Consider the following 15,055-nt stretch of genomic DNA (forward strand, 5'->3'; position numbering starts at 1 on the left):
GGTGATCGCCACTGCCATATCACGGTGATAGGCGATAAAACGCAGGTCGATTTATTTGCAGATGCGCTGAAGAAGTGCTTTCTAACGGAGAAAGAAATAGCGCAATGGGAAGCCGGTGGTGTGTTCTCTGACCCCTGGCCGAAAAATACGGTTAAACGGACATACTGAGGGAATCAATCCTGAAGGATTGATTTGTTGAAGGCTGAAAGTTACAGATTGAAGGTTTTCGGCCCGGGCAATTAAGGCTCTTTGATGGGATTAAATATGATTGTAGATGGCAGTTACACGCCTGGCCTGGAACACAAAACCGTTTTCACCAGGCTCAATCGAGTGACGCAACAGCAATATTCCTGTAAGAGATTTCCATGTCTCGATTCGCGTGAAGCTGGATGCCGATTGGTCCTTCTTCGATAGCTGTTTCAGACTCGTAACTCATCACTTTCCTGTCATTTAGCCAAACAGAATAGTTATTCCCAATGGCAACAATTGTCATTGCATTCCAGTCCGCTGGTTTGAGCAATTCCTTTACTCCTTCAGCCTCTACCGGATAGCCTTTCCCAGGAATGTAAGGCGAGGCTGTCATGTCACGCTTTAAGGAGCCCGACTCGCCAATCTGAATCTGATCATGTTCGTTGCGCATGAAGATGCCCGAATCTATGACACCCTGTCCCATCTTGAATTCAAATTGCATCATGAAGTTGCTGTACGACAGCTCGGTCCACAGTACTGAGCCGGACTGTTCAGGGTCGCTCGTTGCCTGCAGCACGCCATCCTGCACGCTCCACCAAATATTGTTCTCTGGCACAATCCAACCGGCGAAGTCTTTTCCGTTAAACGCGTCAGGAATTCCTGTAGATTGCGCCTGCAGGGTTACGGGTAATAGCAGCAGGAGGCTGCAGGCAATGAGGAAGCGTGGCGTTGTCATATGCTGAATGAATAGGGTTCAAGATGATTGTTCACAAATTACAGTTTTTTAAGCCGAAAATTCCTGTACTCAATTTTGTGCGGTTCACCCGTGTGTACCTGAACGCCCAGTAGGCCCTCCATCCGCCGGTTTTCAAGATCATCATCGATAACAAGGGCCATCACGCGGCTATTTACGATATGGGTGAGCGTGTTACCTCTCGCAATGATGTGGTATTGATTCCAACCATTGCTGTAAATGAACGCCTCGAGGGAGTCGCGATTGCCAAGGGATCCAATTACGTTGACCACGCCGGCGCTATCCACGTGTACCATCTCTCCACGCCAGGCTAAATACCGGCGGCCACGCTCTTCATAAGACTGTCCTGTGTAGCGGCGGCGCGGCAGGCGTTTGTCGTGGTTCGGCCCGTCGATATCCGCCTGATAGCCGGCAAGCGACCACGGCGCATCAGTCAGTTGCACGCTGCGATAATTGATGCCGCTATTGCCTTCATCCGTAACGCGATATTCAACTTTCAACTCAAAATCACCAACTGTACCTCCTCGCCAGATGATAAAGCTGTTTCGCGTTAAGATGGTCTCCGGCGTCACCTCTCCAATAAGACTACCATACTCCACACGCCAGTAGGTTGAGTCACCATCCCAGCCATTGAGCGTTTCACCATCAAAAATGGCAACAAAGTCATCATCTGATTGCTGGGCATGACTCAAGCAGGTTATGCTCGCGAGTATACATACCAAACCTAATGCTTTGAGCTTCATACTGGGGGCGTCTGCTACGTCTGTCGATTAAGCTATCCCTACATAATACGAGCGGTCCGGCTTGCGCACAAACCGGACCGCTTCTGATTAATGTTTGCTAAGCAGCTTTACGCAGACGCTGTACGCGGGCGTATGGTCGCACCATCACCGCCGGCACCATCACCGTGTGAAGGCACAGGCGTTGGTGCAACGGCACCTTGCATGTACGCTTCGAGTGTGAAATCATCCACGCGAATCGCTTCGGCTCGAGCCGCTTCCGCTCGCGCAAGCAAATCAAGCTCTTCATCGTTGATCAATCCCTGCGTATGCGCAGTGTTTGCCATTTGCTCTGGGCTGCCTTTCTCGATTTTGCCAGCGCGAACAGCTTTGGAAATCACACGAGCTACTTTATCACCCTGATACACCAGGCGAAAAGCCTGCTCAAGCTGCCCAATCGGCTCGTTTACGTTATCAGGCGTGTAGATGCCCTGCGTAAGCCGCTGACGCTGATCGCCGGGCGTCTGCATGGCGCGTGCTACAGCGTGTCCTACTTTATCTGACGGCCCGTTAGCAAGCGGATTGAGGCGAGACCACATGGCCACAGGGCCTTTGAACAACAAGCCAATCACTGGCACATCGAAGTTCTTGTAGATCCCGTTGAAGGCTTTCTGCATTTCGCTAAAGGCGTACTGCATCGACCATTTCAGGTAAGGCAGATCTTCCTTGGGCCGGCCTTCTGCTTCGAAGCGGCGCAACGTAGCAGCGACAAGATACATCCACGAGAAGATGTCGGCATAGCGCCCGGTGAGCTTCTCTTTGCGCTTGAGGTTACCACCGAGGCCGATCAGCGCAACATCTGCAAGAAATGCAAACGAAGCTGAAGCCCAGCCCAGTTTGCGCCAGTACCGTGCGGATGGTCCGGAAACTGGCGATCCTGCAAGCCGGCCACGGGTCAACGTTAGCAACAATGCCCGGAAGCTGTTGCGTATTGTGTGCCCTACGTGGCTGGTGAATGCACCGTCAAATCGCTTCACATCGCCGTGCATCAAACCCTGAATTTCATCATAGATGTAGGGATGACAACGGATGGCGCCCTGACCAAAGATCATCAGCGTACGGGTCAGGATGTTTGCCCCTTCTACCGTGATGCCAATCGGCGTATTCATGTAGGCAGTAGCCACCAGGTTTTTTGGGCCCCAGGAAATGGCGTTGCCCCCGAGAATATCCATGCCGTGGTTGATCACCTTACGCTGCAACTCGGTGAAGTTGTACTTGGCGATGGCAGTCACAACCGCCGGCGCAACTCCCTGCTGGAGTGCGCCACAGGTGTACTTGCGCGCGGCTTCCATCATGTAGTTGTATCCGCCAATTTCTGCCAGTGGCTCTTCGATACCTTCGAACAAGCCAATGGGCAATCCAAACTGCTTGCGCACCTTGGCGTGCGCAGAAGCAACGCGGAAGACCAGCTTGCTACCACCAGCTGCTGAGGCAGGCAGTGAAATACCGCGGCCTGCAGCCAGCGATTCCATCAACATACGCCAACCCTGGCCGGCGCCTTCTGCGCCACCGATAATGGCATCAACAGGCACAACTACATCGTGGCCTTCAGTTGGGCAGTTGTAAAAAGGCACGCCCAATGGATCATGCCGCTTGCCGAGTTCTACGCCATCCAGTCCGGTAGAAATCAAAGCACACGTGATACCGGGTGCAGTACCTTTGCCCAACAAGTTATCCGGGTCGCGCAGTTTGAACGCAAGTCCAAGCACCGTTGAGATCGCAGCTAGTGTGATATACCGTTTGCGCCAGTTAAGGCGGACATACAGCGCACCATCATCACCACGAAATACGACGCCGCTGGAGCTGATCGCGCCAGCATCTGACCCCGCGTTGGGTTCTGTGAGGGCAAACGCAGGAATGTCTTCCCCACGCGCAAGGCGGGGCAAATAGTGGTCTCTTTGCTCCTGGGTGCCATAATGGATTAGCAATTCTGCCGGCCCGAGCGAGTTGGGCACCATTACAGTAGTAGCAAGCGGTCCGCACCGTGAAGACAGTTTCTGAACAACCGCGCTGTTGGCCAGTGGTGAGAACTCGAGGCCGCCATACTTCTTCGGAATAATCATCCCAAAGAACCGGTCGCGTTTCATGATTTCCCAGGCTTCAGCCGGTAATCCTTTTTGCTGGAATACCTCCCAATCGTGCGTTACGCTGCAAAGGTCTTCAACCGGTCCATCCAGGAACGCCTGTTCTTCAGCTGTTAACGACGGGTAGGGTTCGTTGACAATGCGTTTGCCATCGGGCTTACCCGAAAACAACTCCCCTTCTACCCACACATTGCCGGCTTCAATGGCCGTTTGCTCGGTTTGAGAAATCGTTGGTAAGAACTTGAGGGCATTCAACAACTTCAGCACGGGGCCAGTGAACAGCATGCGCCGCAGGAATGGCAGATTGAGCACAACGGCAAGGACGCCAAAGGTAGCCCACAGCCAGGTTGGTGCAGCAAATCCATAGAGCGCAGCTACACCGGCGATGGTCCATAACCAAAGCGGAGCCCCTGTATACCCCAGCACAACGAGTACCGCAAGCACACTCAGTGCTACCGTCCATGCCGGCAGGCTGGCGAAGAATTCAAAATAGGGTAAGTTCATTGGATTTCGGGTTTAGTGTATAAGTAACGCAAGCACTGATGTACTAGCGCATCATATTTTCAAAGACCGCTGCTGCACCCATTCCCCCACCAATACACATCGTGCAGATGCCATAGCGGACGCCCCGCCGTTTCATCTCATGCAACAGCGTGGCTGTTAGCTTTGCCCCGGTACATCCAAGCGGGTGCCCGAGGGCAATAGCACCACCATTTACATTTACAATATCTTCAGAAAGCCCGGTTTCTTTCACAACCGCCAGCGCCTGCGAGGCAAAAGCTTCGTTGAGTTCAACCAGTCCAATATCGGAAACAGACAGGCCTGTTTGTTTAAGGACTTTCTTGATGGCGTTGATTGGGCCAATCCCCATCAATTCTGGTGCAACGCCTGCAACAGCATAGCCGGCAATACGCGCCATCGGATCAACACCCAGCGACTTCAGCGCGCTTTCGCTAACAATGACGCTTGCAGCAGCACCGTCAGACATTTGCGATGCATTCCCAGCCGTAACCGTACCACCCATCCGAAATACGGGGCGCAGTCTGGCCAATGCTTCAATGCTCGTATCAGCACGCGGCCCTTCGTCCGTATCAAAAGTTATGGTGTTGGTGTGCACTTGCCCGGCCTTGTAAGCTGTATGCTTCACATCCATTTTCACAATTTCATCAGCAAACCGGCCCGCTTTTATAGCATCCACAGCGCGTTGATGCGACTGAAATGCAAAGCGATCCTGTTCTTCGCGCGACACTTCGTATTTGGCCGCAACATTTTCTGCCGTGCTGCCCATACCGATATATACATCCGGATCATCCACAACCACATCCGGATCCGGCGAAAAGTAAAATCCTGTCATCGGCACCTGGCTCATCGACTCAGCTCCGCCGGCAACAACGATGTCTGTATGGCCAGCCATGATCGCCTGAGAAGCCATGACAATGGTCTGCAAACCCGATGAACAGAAGCGGTTAATTGTAGCACCGGGTACCTCATCGGGCAAACCTGCGCGTTGCGCAATAACGCGCCCCATATTCATCCCTTGCGGCCCTTCCGGCATGGCGCAGCCGATCAGGACATCATCGACCTGCTCATCTTCCAATCCATTAACCCGATTGAGGGCTTCGCGGACAACAACACCCCCCATATCTTCGGGGCGCGTATGCACCAGCGTGCCACGCTTTGCTTTGCCAACCGCAGTCCGAACGCTACTGACAATATATGCTCCGTTTCTAGCTTCCATAAATCTATTTATATCCGATCTATCTCAATAGTAAGTTACTTCCTGACACCTTCCCGAAGGATAGCGCCAGTAATTCGGGTAGTGTTTTTCCCGGGGCGTTAGTTTCTCAGTGGCTTGTTCTTTGTAAGAATATGTTCGATACGCTCCTGCGTCTTTTTCTCGCCACAAAGCCGGAGAAACACTTCTCGTTCCAGCTCAACCAGGTAATCTTCGTGAACCTCTTGAGGTCCACTCAGGTCACCTCCCGTCATAACATGGGCGAGCTGCACCGCAAGGAATCGATCGTATTCACTGATAAACCCGCCGTTTTCATATTGACGGACGCCCACTTCGAGCGCAGCCCGGCCAGGCCGGCCCAGCACCATCACATGGGTATTCACTGGCGGTGGCAGATAGCCAGACTCAGACAAGGCAAAGACGGTGTCCTTGGCTACAGGGAAACGCCGCGCGTCATTCATCACCACGGTAGCACGTGGTGAGAGATAGCCCATTTCTTTTGCCATAAGTCCACTCGCAGAAACCGTAGCCATTGCTACCTGCTGGAAGTACACTTGCAAATAATCGAGCACCTGGTTTGAGAAGCCGGCCGCTGCGCGCTGCGCTGCCATAACGGTGAGGAAGGTCGTCCCTGTGCCGGCCGGAATCAGCCCAACACCAAGCTCTACAAGCCCCATATAGCTTTCAGCAGCAGCGACAGGCTGATACGAAGCCATACAAATTTCGCAGCCACCTCCTAGCACGCGCTGGTGTGGCGCCATAACCACCGGTACCTGCGCATACCGGATGCGCTGCACAGCCTTTTGGAAATTGGCAATCGTTTCGTCGATCAGGTGGTATTTACCTTCCTGCGCAGCGGCTGCCATTTCACCGAGGTTGGCCCCCACCGAAAAGTTTTTGCCTTCGTTGGCAACTACAATACCACGAATATTGGGATCATTCTCTGCTTTCTCTATCACATCCAGAAAGCCCTGCATCACCTTGCTACCGAGCGAATTCGCTTTGGACCGGAATTCGTATAGCGCAACACCATCGCCCATGTCGAGCAATGCGGCCTCCTCGTTCCGCCACAATTCAGCTTGCTTGTTTGTTTTGATGAGGGTCAGGCCACGCTCATCAGCAGGCTGTTGAGCAGCACTGTATCCCCCTTTTTCGGGCAGGTATACCTGTGGTTCATTGCCGGCATCTTTGTAGAAACCGGTAGCACCGACTGCTTCCATTTTATCAACCCAGGCCGGCAAAGTCTGTCCGGCTGCGCGCATATCATCCAGCACTTGCTTGAATCCGATTGCATCCCAGATACCAAACGGCCCCAGTTCCCAACCAAATCCCCACTGCATGGCACGGTCGATATCCGAAGGATCATCAGCAATTTCGGGAATGCGACGCGCGCTGTAGCCAAGCATATCGTGTGTGGAAGCGCGGAAGAACTGGCCGGCACGACCTGTATCTGCATAGAGGGCTTGCAAGCGTGCCGGCAGTGCGCCAGCTTTTTTGATTGCTTTCAAGTCGCCAAGATCCATCTCAGCCGCTGGTGTATAGTCGCCGCTGACAGGGTCAATCGAGAGGATGTCGCGCCCTACCTTTTTGTAAAACCCGGCTTTGGTTTTTGAGCCCAGTGCACCATTTTCCACCAGACTTTTCAAAAGCGCCGGCGGCACAAATATCTCACGGCTTTCGTCCTCCGGAATGGCATCGTACAGGTTGGTTGCTACGTGCAACATGGTATCCAATCCGACGACATCTGCCGTACGGAAGGTACCAGATCTTGGTCGGCCCGTAAGCGGACCCGTCAGGGTGTCGACTTCTTCGATGGAATATCCGCCTTCAGTAAATGACCGAATGGCGTGCATCATACCGTAAATACCGATACGATTGCCGATGAAGTTAGGGGTGTCTTTGGCGACAACAATCCCTTTGCCCAGGTGTACGCGACCAAAATGAGCAACGCGCGCAATAATCTCTGGGGCAGTGTCTGGTGTAGGAATGATTTCTAACAGGCGGAGGTAGCGCGGCGGATTGAAAAAATGGGTGCCCAGGAATCGTCTCCTGAAGCTTAATGGCAATCCTTCTGAAATCAGATGGATGGGCAATCCGCTCGTGTTTGTGGACACGATGGTTTTATCACTTACCGTTTCAGCGATGCGCGCCATGACCTGGCGCTTGATGTCCATACGCTCGACGACAGCCTCAATCACCCACTCGGCGTCAGCTACCCAGTCGAAGTTTTCCTCGAAATTGCCCAGTTGTATGCGTTTGGCAACTGCCGGCGTAAACAGCGGCGCCGGCTTCAGTTTTGTTGCTTTCTTGAACAGCTTCTCGACAACAGCATTTTTGCTGCCTTCTGCTGGCGCGATATCGAGCAACCGAACCTGTAGGCCTGCATTCGCAAGATGCGCGGCAATCTGCGCACCCATCGTCCCTGCCCCCAGCACGGTTACTTTGCTGAATGTCTTGTAAGCTCGTGCGTTAGACCAATCTATATGTCCCACTTCAAGCGTATTCACTTCCATGTGTTAATCAATATTTAAGGTGTTGCTGCGCAAGCCTTAACACGCCGGCAGCATCTATATCAAGTTGATGCGTAATTGAATGTCAGGATGCGAGCACTTTTCTATGTGCCTTCGCCTCCGAGTCATTGTATAAAGCTTTGATCGCGTCTGCAAATCGTTCATGCACCAGTTTGCGCTTGACGCTCAGTTTTGGTGTCATTAATCCATTTTCAATGGTCAAATGGTCTGTCATCAATCGAAATGACTTGATGGTATTCCAATGGTCCATGCCTTCGTTTGCCACAGTTACCAATTCCTCATAGCGTTGCAATACCTTTGGATGCTGCACAAGCCGCTCCATTGGGATATCCGCATTGAGGCCACGGGTACCGGCAAAAATACGCAAGGTATCCTGTTCCACAAAAAGCAACGCTGCGCAATACTTCTGTCCAAGGCCAACAACCACGGCCTGCTCAATCAGGGGATGGCTGCGCAACCGATTTTCCAGTGGCTGCGGCATAACGTACTTGCCTGTTGAAAGCTTGAAGAGGTCTTTTTTCCGATCTGTAATGCGCAAAAATCCATCGGCTGATAACTCGCCGATATCACCGGTGTGAAACCAGCCATCTGCATCTATAGCTTCTGCGGTACGCTCGTCGTTGTGGTAATATCCCTGCATCACATGGTGGCCGCGTGTCAGAATTTCGCCATCATCAGCAATCTGGACTTCAACACCGGGCAGCGGCTCGCCCACTGTGCCGGCGCGGTTACGGTCGGGCCGGTTAAACGAGATAACAGGGCTGGTTTCAGTCAGTCCATATCCCTGCAAAATCGTTACCCCTGCTGCACCAAACAGGTTGGTTAGTTTGCCGTCCAGGGCAGCGCCACCTGTGATGATAAATTTGATGCGCCCACCCAATGCAGCGCGCCATTTTCTAAATACAAGCCGGTTTGCCATCTGTAGCTGTACCCGCTTACCAGCCGGCAGCTTTTTGTCGACCTCGTACGATTCGGCCAAATCAAGCGACCAGTTCACCAACCGCTTCTGTACACCAGATAACAACGCTATTTTTTCGAGAATCCGGCCGTAAACTTTTTCCAGTACCCGCGGAACGGTCGCGAACATGGTCGGACGTACCCGTTTCAGGTCTTCCCCAAGTAAATCTGGTGTTGTAAAATAAATCGTGAGGGCATACCCCAACACGCCGTACCACAGGGTTCTTGCAAAGATATGGGATAAAGGCAAGAAGGACAGTACAACGTCACCCCGTTGCCCGCCTTTCACCGTGCCCAGTTCAGCATAAGCAGTCAGGGCATTTGCAGCTATATTCTCGTGGGTTAACAGGACACCTTTGGGTTCTCCTGTTGTGCCGCTCGTATAGACAATGGATGCAATATCTTTCGGCTTGATATCCGCAACCATCTCTTTTACACGATCAGGCGCATCAACCATTTTCTTTGCGCCACGCAACCGAACGGTAGCCATCGACAGCCATTGTACGCCTTCAGGTAGCGGTGTCAGCTTCTGGTCTTCTTCAGGCTCAGCAACAATTACGGTTCGAATTTCGGGCGCTTCTGCCAGCAATTCATCAATGTCGTGCAGCCGCGTCAAACTCGACACAAAAAGCGCACGGGATCCGCTGTGGCGCAGAATGAATTCGTTGGCACCCGGCGACTGGTTCAGGTATATGGGAACGTCCACCAGGCCGGCAATAAGGCTGCCCATATCTGCAAGGCAGAAGTTAGTATCACTCTCCATGTACAGCGCCACCCGGTCTCCAGGATTTAGTCCAAGGTCGAGTAAACCAAGGGCCAACTGTTCAGCCTGATCCCTGAATGCTTCGATGGAGAGGGTTTCCCAGTCCTCCCCATTACGACGGTTGAACATGCGCCGGTTGTCATATTTGCTAATTGCGTCATATAACAACTGGGGAAGTGTTTTGCCCAAGACAGGGGTACCAGATCCTTTGGCATAACTCGACTGGGGGTGTACCCGTGCGACATCAGTTTTGTGTATCTCCTGTACGGCCTGTTCCATAGGTACCATCGGTTTGTTTTTTCAAACTAACATGGTTGCCTTGCCTGGACTGGAAGCGCTACCAGCACCCTCCATTTATCCCCGGCGTCTGGCTATATTTACTGGCTAAAGCACTACTCAGGCAGTGCTAAATTGTGGCTTGGCAACACTGCGAACAATGTTATCAAGCATGTTTTCAATAAAATCTTGTGGGTTAATGCGGGCTTCAAGTCGACGAGCCAACAAGATTGAGACCGCACCATGTAAGGATGCCCACATAACGTTGGTTGCTGCGTGGCTGTCCTCCACATCTATAACATCGCGTTTGATGCCTTCATCCAGCGTGATTTTCATCAGGGCCAGGTTACGGCGTGCGCGGCGAAAACTCTCTTTAGGAAAGCGGGTGGTTAGTTCAGGATGCAGCATGAACATTATTTCGTAATACTCCGGATACTCAAGACCGAACTTGATGTACCCCGCGCAGAGCGCCCGAAGACGCTCCAGCACATCTTGCGAATATTGTTTTGCTATTTTTCGCTGCCGTTCAAACAGCATTGCCATCCCCTCTTCGATCAGTGCATGAAACAAGGCATCTTTATTTTTAAAATGCAAATAGATGCTGGTCGCGCTGTAATTCATTTCTCTGGCTATCGTACGCATAGATAGCCCTGCAAACCCATTGGAAACGAGAAGACGACGGGTCGTATCCAAAATGAGCCGCTTTAGATCCTGATGTTCTTTTGGTGAATCGCTCATCTTAATTAGCTAGTTAACACTGTTAAGTAACTAAATATTTCCCGCTGTTACAAGCGTTTTCAAATTTTTTTTGTCGGATGTTACCTTCGAGGTAAGAAGTGCGGTAAAAAAGTGCCACGTGTGCTGTGTATCTGCAGCAAAGTGTGCTTAACCGTGCTTTGCGCAATAAACAAGCCACAATATAAAAAAAGCCGGCCCCTGCGTGGGTGCCGGCTTGTAAAAACATGTACCTAGATGCATGTAAGCGAATTACCGGCTCCGTAGCGATACATTACCTACGCCCGCCCGCATAAAGAGGTCCGGACCGCCGCCATTCACTTCACCTTCAAAAGATTTTGTCATCCACTTACCCTGTATTTTGAGTGGGTAGTCGCTGGATGCAGAGCCCATACTGGCAATTGCTTCTACAAATACACCTGCTTTTCTCGAGAGATAAACCGTAACATTGCCAGCGCCTGTTTCTAGCTTGGAATCGCTCTCTGGCTGGCTTGTAATGCTCGCCGTAACATTGCCAGCACCGGTATTTGCGCGGACATACCCTGTAACGTCGTTCAATTCAATGTTACCAGCACCTGTATGCACTTCAACATGCTCTGTTGCGCCATAAACATTTACATTGCCGGCACCTGAAGTAATGTCTACAATACCGTCTACAGCACCAATTGTGATATTACCAGCGCCCGTGCGGCCGTTAACTTCGCCGGCAAGATCACCTAGATCAATGTTACCAGCCCCAGTTTCGAAGTCCACATTATAGTCTTCAGGCACTATAATTTTCATGGTAATTTTGAAGCGGTTCTTTTTTCCCCATTTTCCCCAGCCACCACGTTTTTCGGTATACCGCGACTCGATGGTAACGTCATCCCGGCGCTGCTCAAATGAGTACGAGTGGAAATCGTTGAATATCTTGCGCGCCTCAGATTCACTGTTTACGCGAACAGTGCGAATCATTTCGATGTGAACCGCATCGTCATCACCTACTTCTACTTCAATGTTGCCGTAATCCATTTCGATGTACAGCGTACCGCCGGCCCGAACCTTGAATGACTCTTTTACGATGTCTTCAACATCGTAGCCGATAAAAGCCTGGGCAGGCATGCTGGTCACAAACCCCAGCAGTAACATGAGTGGAAAAATCCGATGAAGGCGCATAATATTTATAGCAGTTTTCCTTAATACTGAGCTAATAGTCGGGCTTTACGGCAGTTTAACGCGCAGTGTTTCATTTTTTAACACTTTCTTTTCTTCCGTCAGCAATTATTGTTAGCTTGTATTAAACACGCCCTACTCGCCCCCCAATACCGATATCATGCAGCTAAAACTGACGTTTGCGGCCCTTTTGATTGTAGCATTTACCTGGATTTTCTGGACGGAAAACACAACAAGACCTGCATCTGATAATGCGTTGCCGGCGAACACAACAGATGCCCCTGCAAACGCAACAATGCGCGAGGCAGCCAAAAACTTCATTTCACTTACAACCGATGCATCGCAGCAGGAGAAATTGCATTGGGCCTTCTCAGATGATGAGCGCCTCAACTGGAATTTTGTCCCTATTCCCGGGAAACGGCAGGGCCTGGCGGTTGAATCAATGTCTACGCAGCAGCGCGCTGCCTTACACGCATTGCTTCAAAGCGTACTGAGTACCAAGGGATACCTGAAAACCACTGGCGTACAGCAGTTGGAGCGTATCCTCGGTGAAATTGAAAACCGACCCAAGTACCGAGATCCGTTGTTGTATTACCTCACCATTTTCGGCACGCCGGCAGCTGATTCGGCCTGGGGCTGGCGATTTGAAGGCCACCACCTTTCCCTGAATTTTTCGTCTATTGCCGACACAATTGACGTGGTGCCGGCTTTTTGGGGTGCAAATCCTGCTGAAGTTAAAACAGGACCGTTTACCGGCTTGCGCTTACTCTCAGAAGAAATCGATGTAGCCCGTCAGCTTATGCGCACGTTCTCCACCGAGCAAAAGCAACAGGTGATCATTGCGGATACTGCTCCTCGCGACATCATAACGGGAAACAGCCGTGAAGCCATGTTGGAGCGCACAGAGGGCCTTGCTTATGCTGCCATGACAGCTGAACAACAACAGCTCGTAATAAGGTTGATCGACGTGTATCTGGGCAATATGAAGCCTGAAGTAGCAGCACATCAACGTGCGCATATAGAAGCTGCAGGATACGACACGATCCATTTTGCTTGGGCCGGTAGCGAATCTCTTGGGCAAGGCCACTATTACCGCCTGCATGGCACAACTTTGCTCATCGAATACGACAATACCCAGACCAACGCGAACCACATTCATACCGTCTGGCGTGACCTGCAAAACGACTTCGGCCGTGACCTGCTCCACCAACATTACAACGCCAGTTCGGCGTCGCACACGCATTAAACTGGTTTATGCAAGTGACATAGCTTCAAGGAAGGACCGCATTTTCTCGAGCCGCGGTACCATTTTGCGAAGATGTGAACCCTGTATGTTCAACGCTATTGCGCTCGGATGCTCAGCAAGGGCACGGAGGGTCTCTACATCTGGATCTTCATCCACAAACAGCGCAAACTGATGTGCAAGGTAGGTCACCCGGACTTCCTTCTTGTACAATTCGGCCCCTTCGGGCTCGAGGTAGTGCATACAAGCTTCTTTTACCGCTTCTGGCATTTTCCACTGTTCGGCCACTTTGAACCCTACGACCTGATGGAATTCTTCCATCAATGAAAGACCGGCTTCAATGGACAGATCCATGTCCAATTCCTGTTTAAGGTCTTGCAATGCCTGCAGGATGACCGGTTTGCCTACCGTATGTAGCAGACCGCACAGGTAAAGACTTTCAGAAGACTCACCTATCAATTGGCCAAAATCCTGTGCAAAGGCTCCGGAAGAGAGGGTTTGGCGCCAGATGCTTTTTATCACGTGCTCATAGCCTTTAGCTTTGAACACTTTGCCCTGCATCGTGATGGAAAGGGCAATTTTGCCGAGCGTTTTTGCGCCAATACGCGATATGGCCTGACGCAGGGTTTGAATTTGCCGTGCGCCGGCGAATATAGGTGAATTGCTGACACGAAGTACATACCCCGCCAATGCCTGATCCTTGTGAATGAGACGCGCAAGCGTATTGGCATCAGCTTTCGGGTGGTTGATCAACGCAATAACCTTCCCTACCACATCGGGCAGGACAGGAATTTTCAAGCGTTCATCCTCTATATAGGCTTTAAGTGCAAACCTGAACGGTAAAATATTAGGGTCTTTTTTTGCACCGGCTAGCGTGGTATACATACTGTAGCTTCCTCTAAAAGAGATGAAATTATGCCTGGCTGTAGCAAAACGTCTGCTATGCCAAAACATAACCAGAGCATACACCTTTTCCTTTTCGTAGGTATCGGCACGCTGCCAAATTTCTGAAGTCTTTTTTTGCTTCCTTTTAACATCTTGTTAAATTCATAAGCATCAACCAACAAAAACCCACCCCACCTGCTGCTGCACAGAAGACCGATATACGTGTTTGTTCGCGTATTAAAAATAAGGCTGTAGTTCATTGCAGTAGCCCTAGTTAACCACCAATATGCAGAGGTATCTATCATGAAAGTGCAATTTTTCGCGCTCACAATTTTTCTCGGCGTCATTCTTTCTGTCCATTTGGCAATGAACGGACAGGTAGGTGCAATCATGAAAAACCCTAGAGTTGCCAATGCCATCTTCTGGTGTATTGGCGCCCTGACAGCGCTTGGCATCGGCTTCACCGGATACAGTGCTGGCGCACTTGAACCCTTACAGGATGTCAACAAGTGGCTACTGCTTGCCGGCGCCATGGGTGCATGCCTTGTTTTTGCCATTGCATGGATCCTGCAACCAGGCCGGATGGATGCGGGCTCTTTCTTTGTAACCTTGCTTGCCGGCCAGGTGATCACGGGCATGGTCCTCTCACACTTTGGCATGTTGGGACAACCCGAAGTCTCCATTTCGATGATCAAAGTCGTTGGCATCCTCCTTATGCTCGGCGGTGCTGCTATGGTAACCTTCCTCGATTAATCCCACCACCCAGAACCGTCATCGCACAATGAAAACTGTATATTTAGGAAATACAGAGGTTCAGGTCAGTACCCTTTTCATGGGCACAGACCTGATTGGCAGTAAAATAGACCAGGACACCTCGTTCTCTCTTTTCGACTTCTTCCACGAACGCGGCGGCTCGTTTATCGACACTGCTAACTTCTATGCCAGTTGGTATGAAGGATGTGTTGGAGGGGA

12 protein-coding genes are annotated in these 15,055 nt (G+C 51.2%); 3 read left to right on the top strand and 9 right to left on the bottom strand.

From position 1 onward, the window contains the following. Positions 1 to 322 precede the first annotated feature (322 nt). From AAF564_20070 to AAF564_20105, 8 genes are all read right to left on the bottom strand, one after another. A complete protein-coding gene (locus AAF564_20070; protein ID MEM8487858.1) occupies positions 323 to 925 on the bottom strand; it encodes a DUF1080 domain-containing protein in 603 nt (200 codons plus the stop codon). A gap of 38 nt (positions 926 to 963) precedes the next feature. Beyond that, complete coding sequence (locus tag AAF564_20075; protein MEM8487859.1) at positions 964 to 1,635, bottom strand: DUF1080 domain-containing protein; 672 nt, start codon at positions 1,633 to 1,635, stop codon at positions 964 to 966. Between the two features lie 158 nt (positions 1,636 to 1,793). After that, positions 1,794 to 4,310: an acyl-CoA dehydrogenase gene (locus AAF564_20080; protein ID MEM8487860.1), complete on the bottom strand. Its 2,517-nt coding sequence runs from the start codon at positions 4,308 to 4,310 to the stop codon at positions 1,794 to 1,796. A gap of 43 nt (positions 4,311 to 4,353) precedes the next feature. Then, entirely contained in the window at positions 4,354 to 5,544 is a 1,191-nt protein-coding gene (locus AAF564_20085; GenBank protein ID MEM8487861.1) for a thiolase family protein, read from the bottom strand. Between the two features lie 98 nt (positions 5,545 to 5,642). Beyond that, positions 5,643 to 8,054, bottom strand: coding sequence for a 3-hydroxyacyl-CoA dehydrogenase/enoyl-CoA hydratase family protein (locus AAF564_20090; protein ID MEM8487862.1), 2,412 nt, complete (start codon positions 8,052 to 8,054; stop codon positions 5,643 to 5,645). A gap of 82 nt (positions 8,055 to 8,136) precedes the next feature. Further along, positions 8,137 to 10,071 (bottom strand): long-chain fatty acid--CoA ligase, encoded by a 1,935-nt coding sequence (locus tag AAF564_20095; GenBank protein MEM8487863.1) that lies wholly within the window; start codon positions 10,069 to 10,071, stop codon positions 8,137 to 8,139. Positions 10,072 to 10,188: 117 nt separating this feature from the next. After that, positions 10,189 to 10,806, bottom strand: coding sequence for a TetR/AcrR family transcriptional regulator (locus tag AAF564_20100; protein ID MEM8487864.1), 618 nt, complete (start codon positions 10,804 to 10,806; stop codon positions 10,189 to 10,191). A 249-nt stretch (positions 10,807 to 11,055) separates the two neighbouring features. Further along, positions 11,056 to 11,958, bottom strand: a complete 903-nt coding sequence (locus AAF564_20105) for a DUF4097 family beta strand repeat-containing protein (protein ID MEM8487865.1) — start codon at positions 11,956 to 11,958, stop codon at positions 11,056 to 11,058. A 157-nt stretch (positions 11,959 to 12,115) separates the two neighbouring features. On the opposite strand from AAF564_20105, the gene AAF564_20110 reads away from it, so the two are divergent. After that, positions 12,116 to 13,201, top strand: a complete 1,086-nt coding sequence (locus AAF564_20110; GenBank protein MEM8487866.1) for a DUF3500 domain-containing protein — start codon at positions 12,116 to 12,118, stop codon at positions 13,199 to 13,201. A 6-nt stretch (positions 13,202 to 13,207) separates the two neighbouring features. On the opposite strand, the gene AAF564_20115 is transcribed toward AAF564_20110, so the two are convergent. After that, complete coding sequence (locus tag AAF564_20115) at positions 13,208 to 14,083, bottom strand: HDOD domain-containing protein (GenBank protein ID MEM8487867.1); 876 nt, start codon at positions 14,081 to 14,083, stop codon at positions 13,208 to 13,210. Between the two features lie 303 nt (positions 14,084 to 14,386). Between AAF564_20115 and AAF564_20120 the strand changes: the two genes are divergently transcribed. Together AAF564_20120 and AAF564_20125 are read left to right on the top strand one after the other, a co-directional pair. Then, the gene (locus AAF564_20120; protein MEM8487868.1) at positions 14,387 to 14,836 is read left to right on the top strand and encodes a DMT family transporter; all 450 of its coding nucleotides are present in this window, start codon (positions 14,387 to 14,389) and stop codon (positions 14,834 to 14,836) included. A gap of 28 nt (positions 14,837 to 14,864) precedes the next feature. Continuing rightward, a partial coding sequence (locus AAF564_20125) for an aldo/keto reductase (GenBank protein MEM8487869.1) occupies positions 14,865 to 15,055 on the top strand: 191 nt, incomplete at its 3' end.

This window comes from Bacteroidota bacterium, from assembly GCA_039111535.1.
In the GTDB taxonomy this organism is placed as follows: Bacteria; Bacteroidota; Rhodothermia; order Rhodothermales; family JAHQVL01; genus JBCCIM01.

Excerpts from the sequence above, each read along its gene's own strand:
- AAF564_20070 (MEM8487858.1), bottom strand. The coding sequence starts at position 925 with ATGACAACGCCACGCTTCCTCATTGCCTGCAGCCTCCTGCTGCTATTA.
- AAF564_20080 (MEM8487860.1), bottom strand. The coding sequence starts at position 4,310 with ATGAACTTACCCTATTTTGAATTCTTCGCCAGCCTGCCGGCATGGACG.
- AAF564_20085 (MEM8487861.1), bottom strand. The coding sequence starts at position 5,544 with ATGGAAGCTAGAAACGGAGCATATATTGTCAGTAGCGTTCGGACTGCG.
- AAF564_20090 (MEM8487862.1), bottom strand. The coding sequence starts at position 8,054 with ATGGAAGTGAATACGCTTGAAGTGGGACATATAGATTGGTCTAACGCA.
- AAF564_20095 (MEM8487863.1), bottom strand. The coding sequence starts at position 10,071 with ATGGAACAGGCCGTACAGGAGATACACAAAACTGATGTCGCACGGGTA.
- AAF564_20100 (MEM8487864.1), bottom strand. The coding sequence starts at position 10,806 with ATGAGCGATTCACCAAAAGAACATCAGGATCTAAAGCGGCTCATTTTG.
- AAF564_20105 (MEM8487865.1), bottom strand. The coding sequence starts at position 11,958 with ATGCGCCTTCATCGGATTTTTCCACTCATGTTACTGCTGGGGTTTGTG.
- AAF564_20110 (MEM8487866.1), top strand. The coding sequence starts at position 12,116 with ATGCAGCTAAAACTGACGTTTGCGGCCCTTTTGATTGTAGCATTTACC.
- AAF564_20115 (MEM8487867.1), bottom strand. The coding sequence starts at position 14,083 with ATGTATACCACGCTAGCCGGTGCAAAAAAAGACCCTAATATTTTACCG.
- AAF564_20120 (MEM8487868.1), top strand. The coding sequence starts at position 14,387 with ATGAAAGTGCAATTTTTCGCGCTCACAATTTTTCTCGGCGTCATTCTT.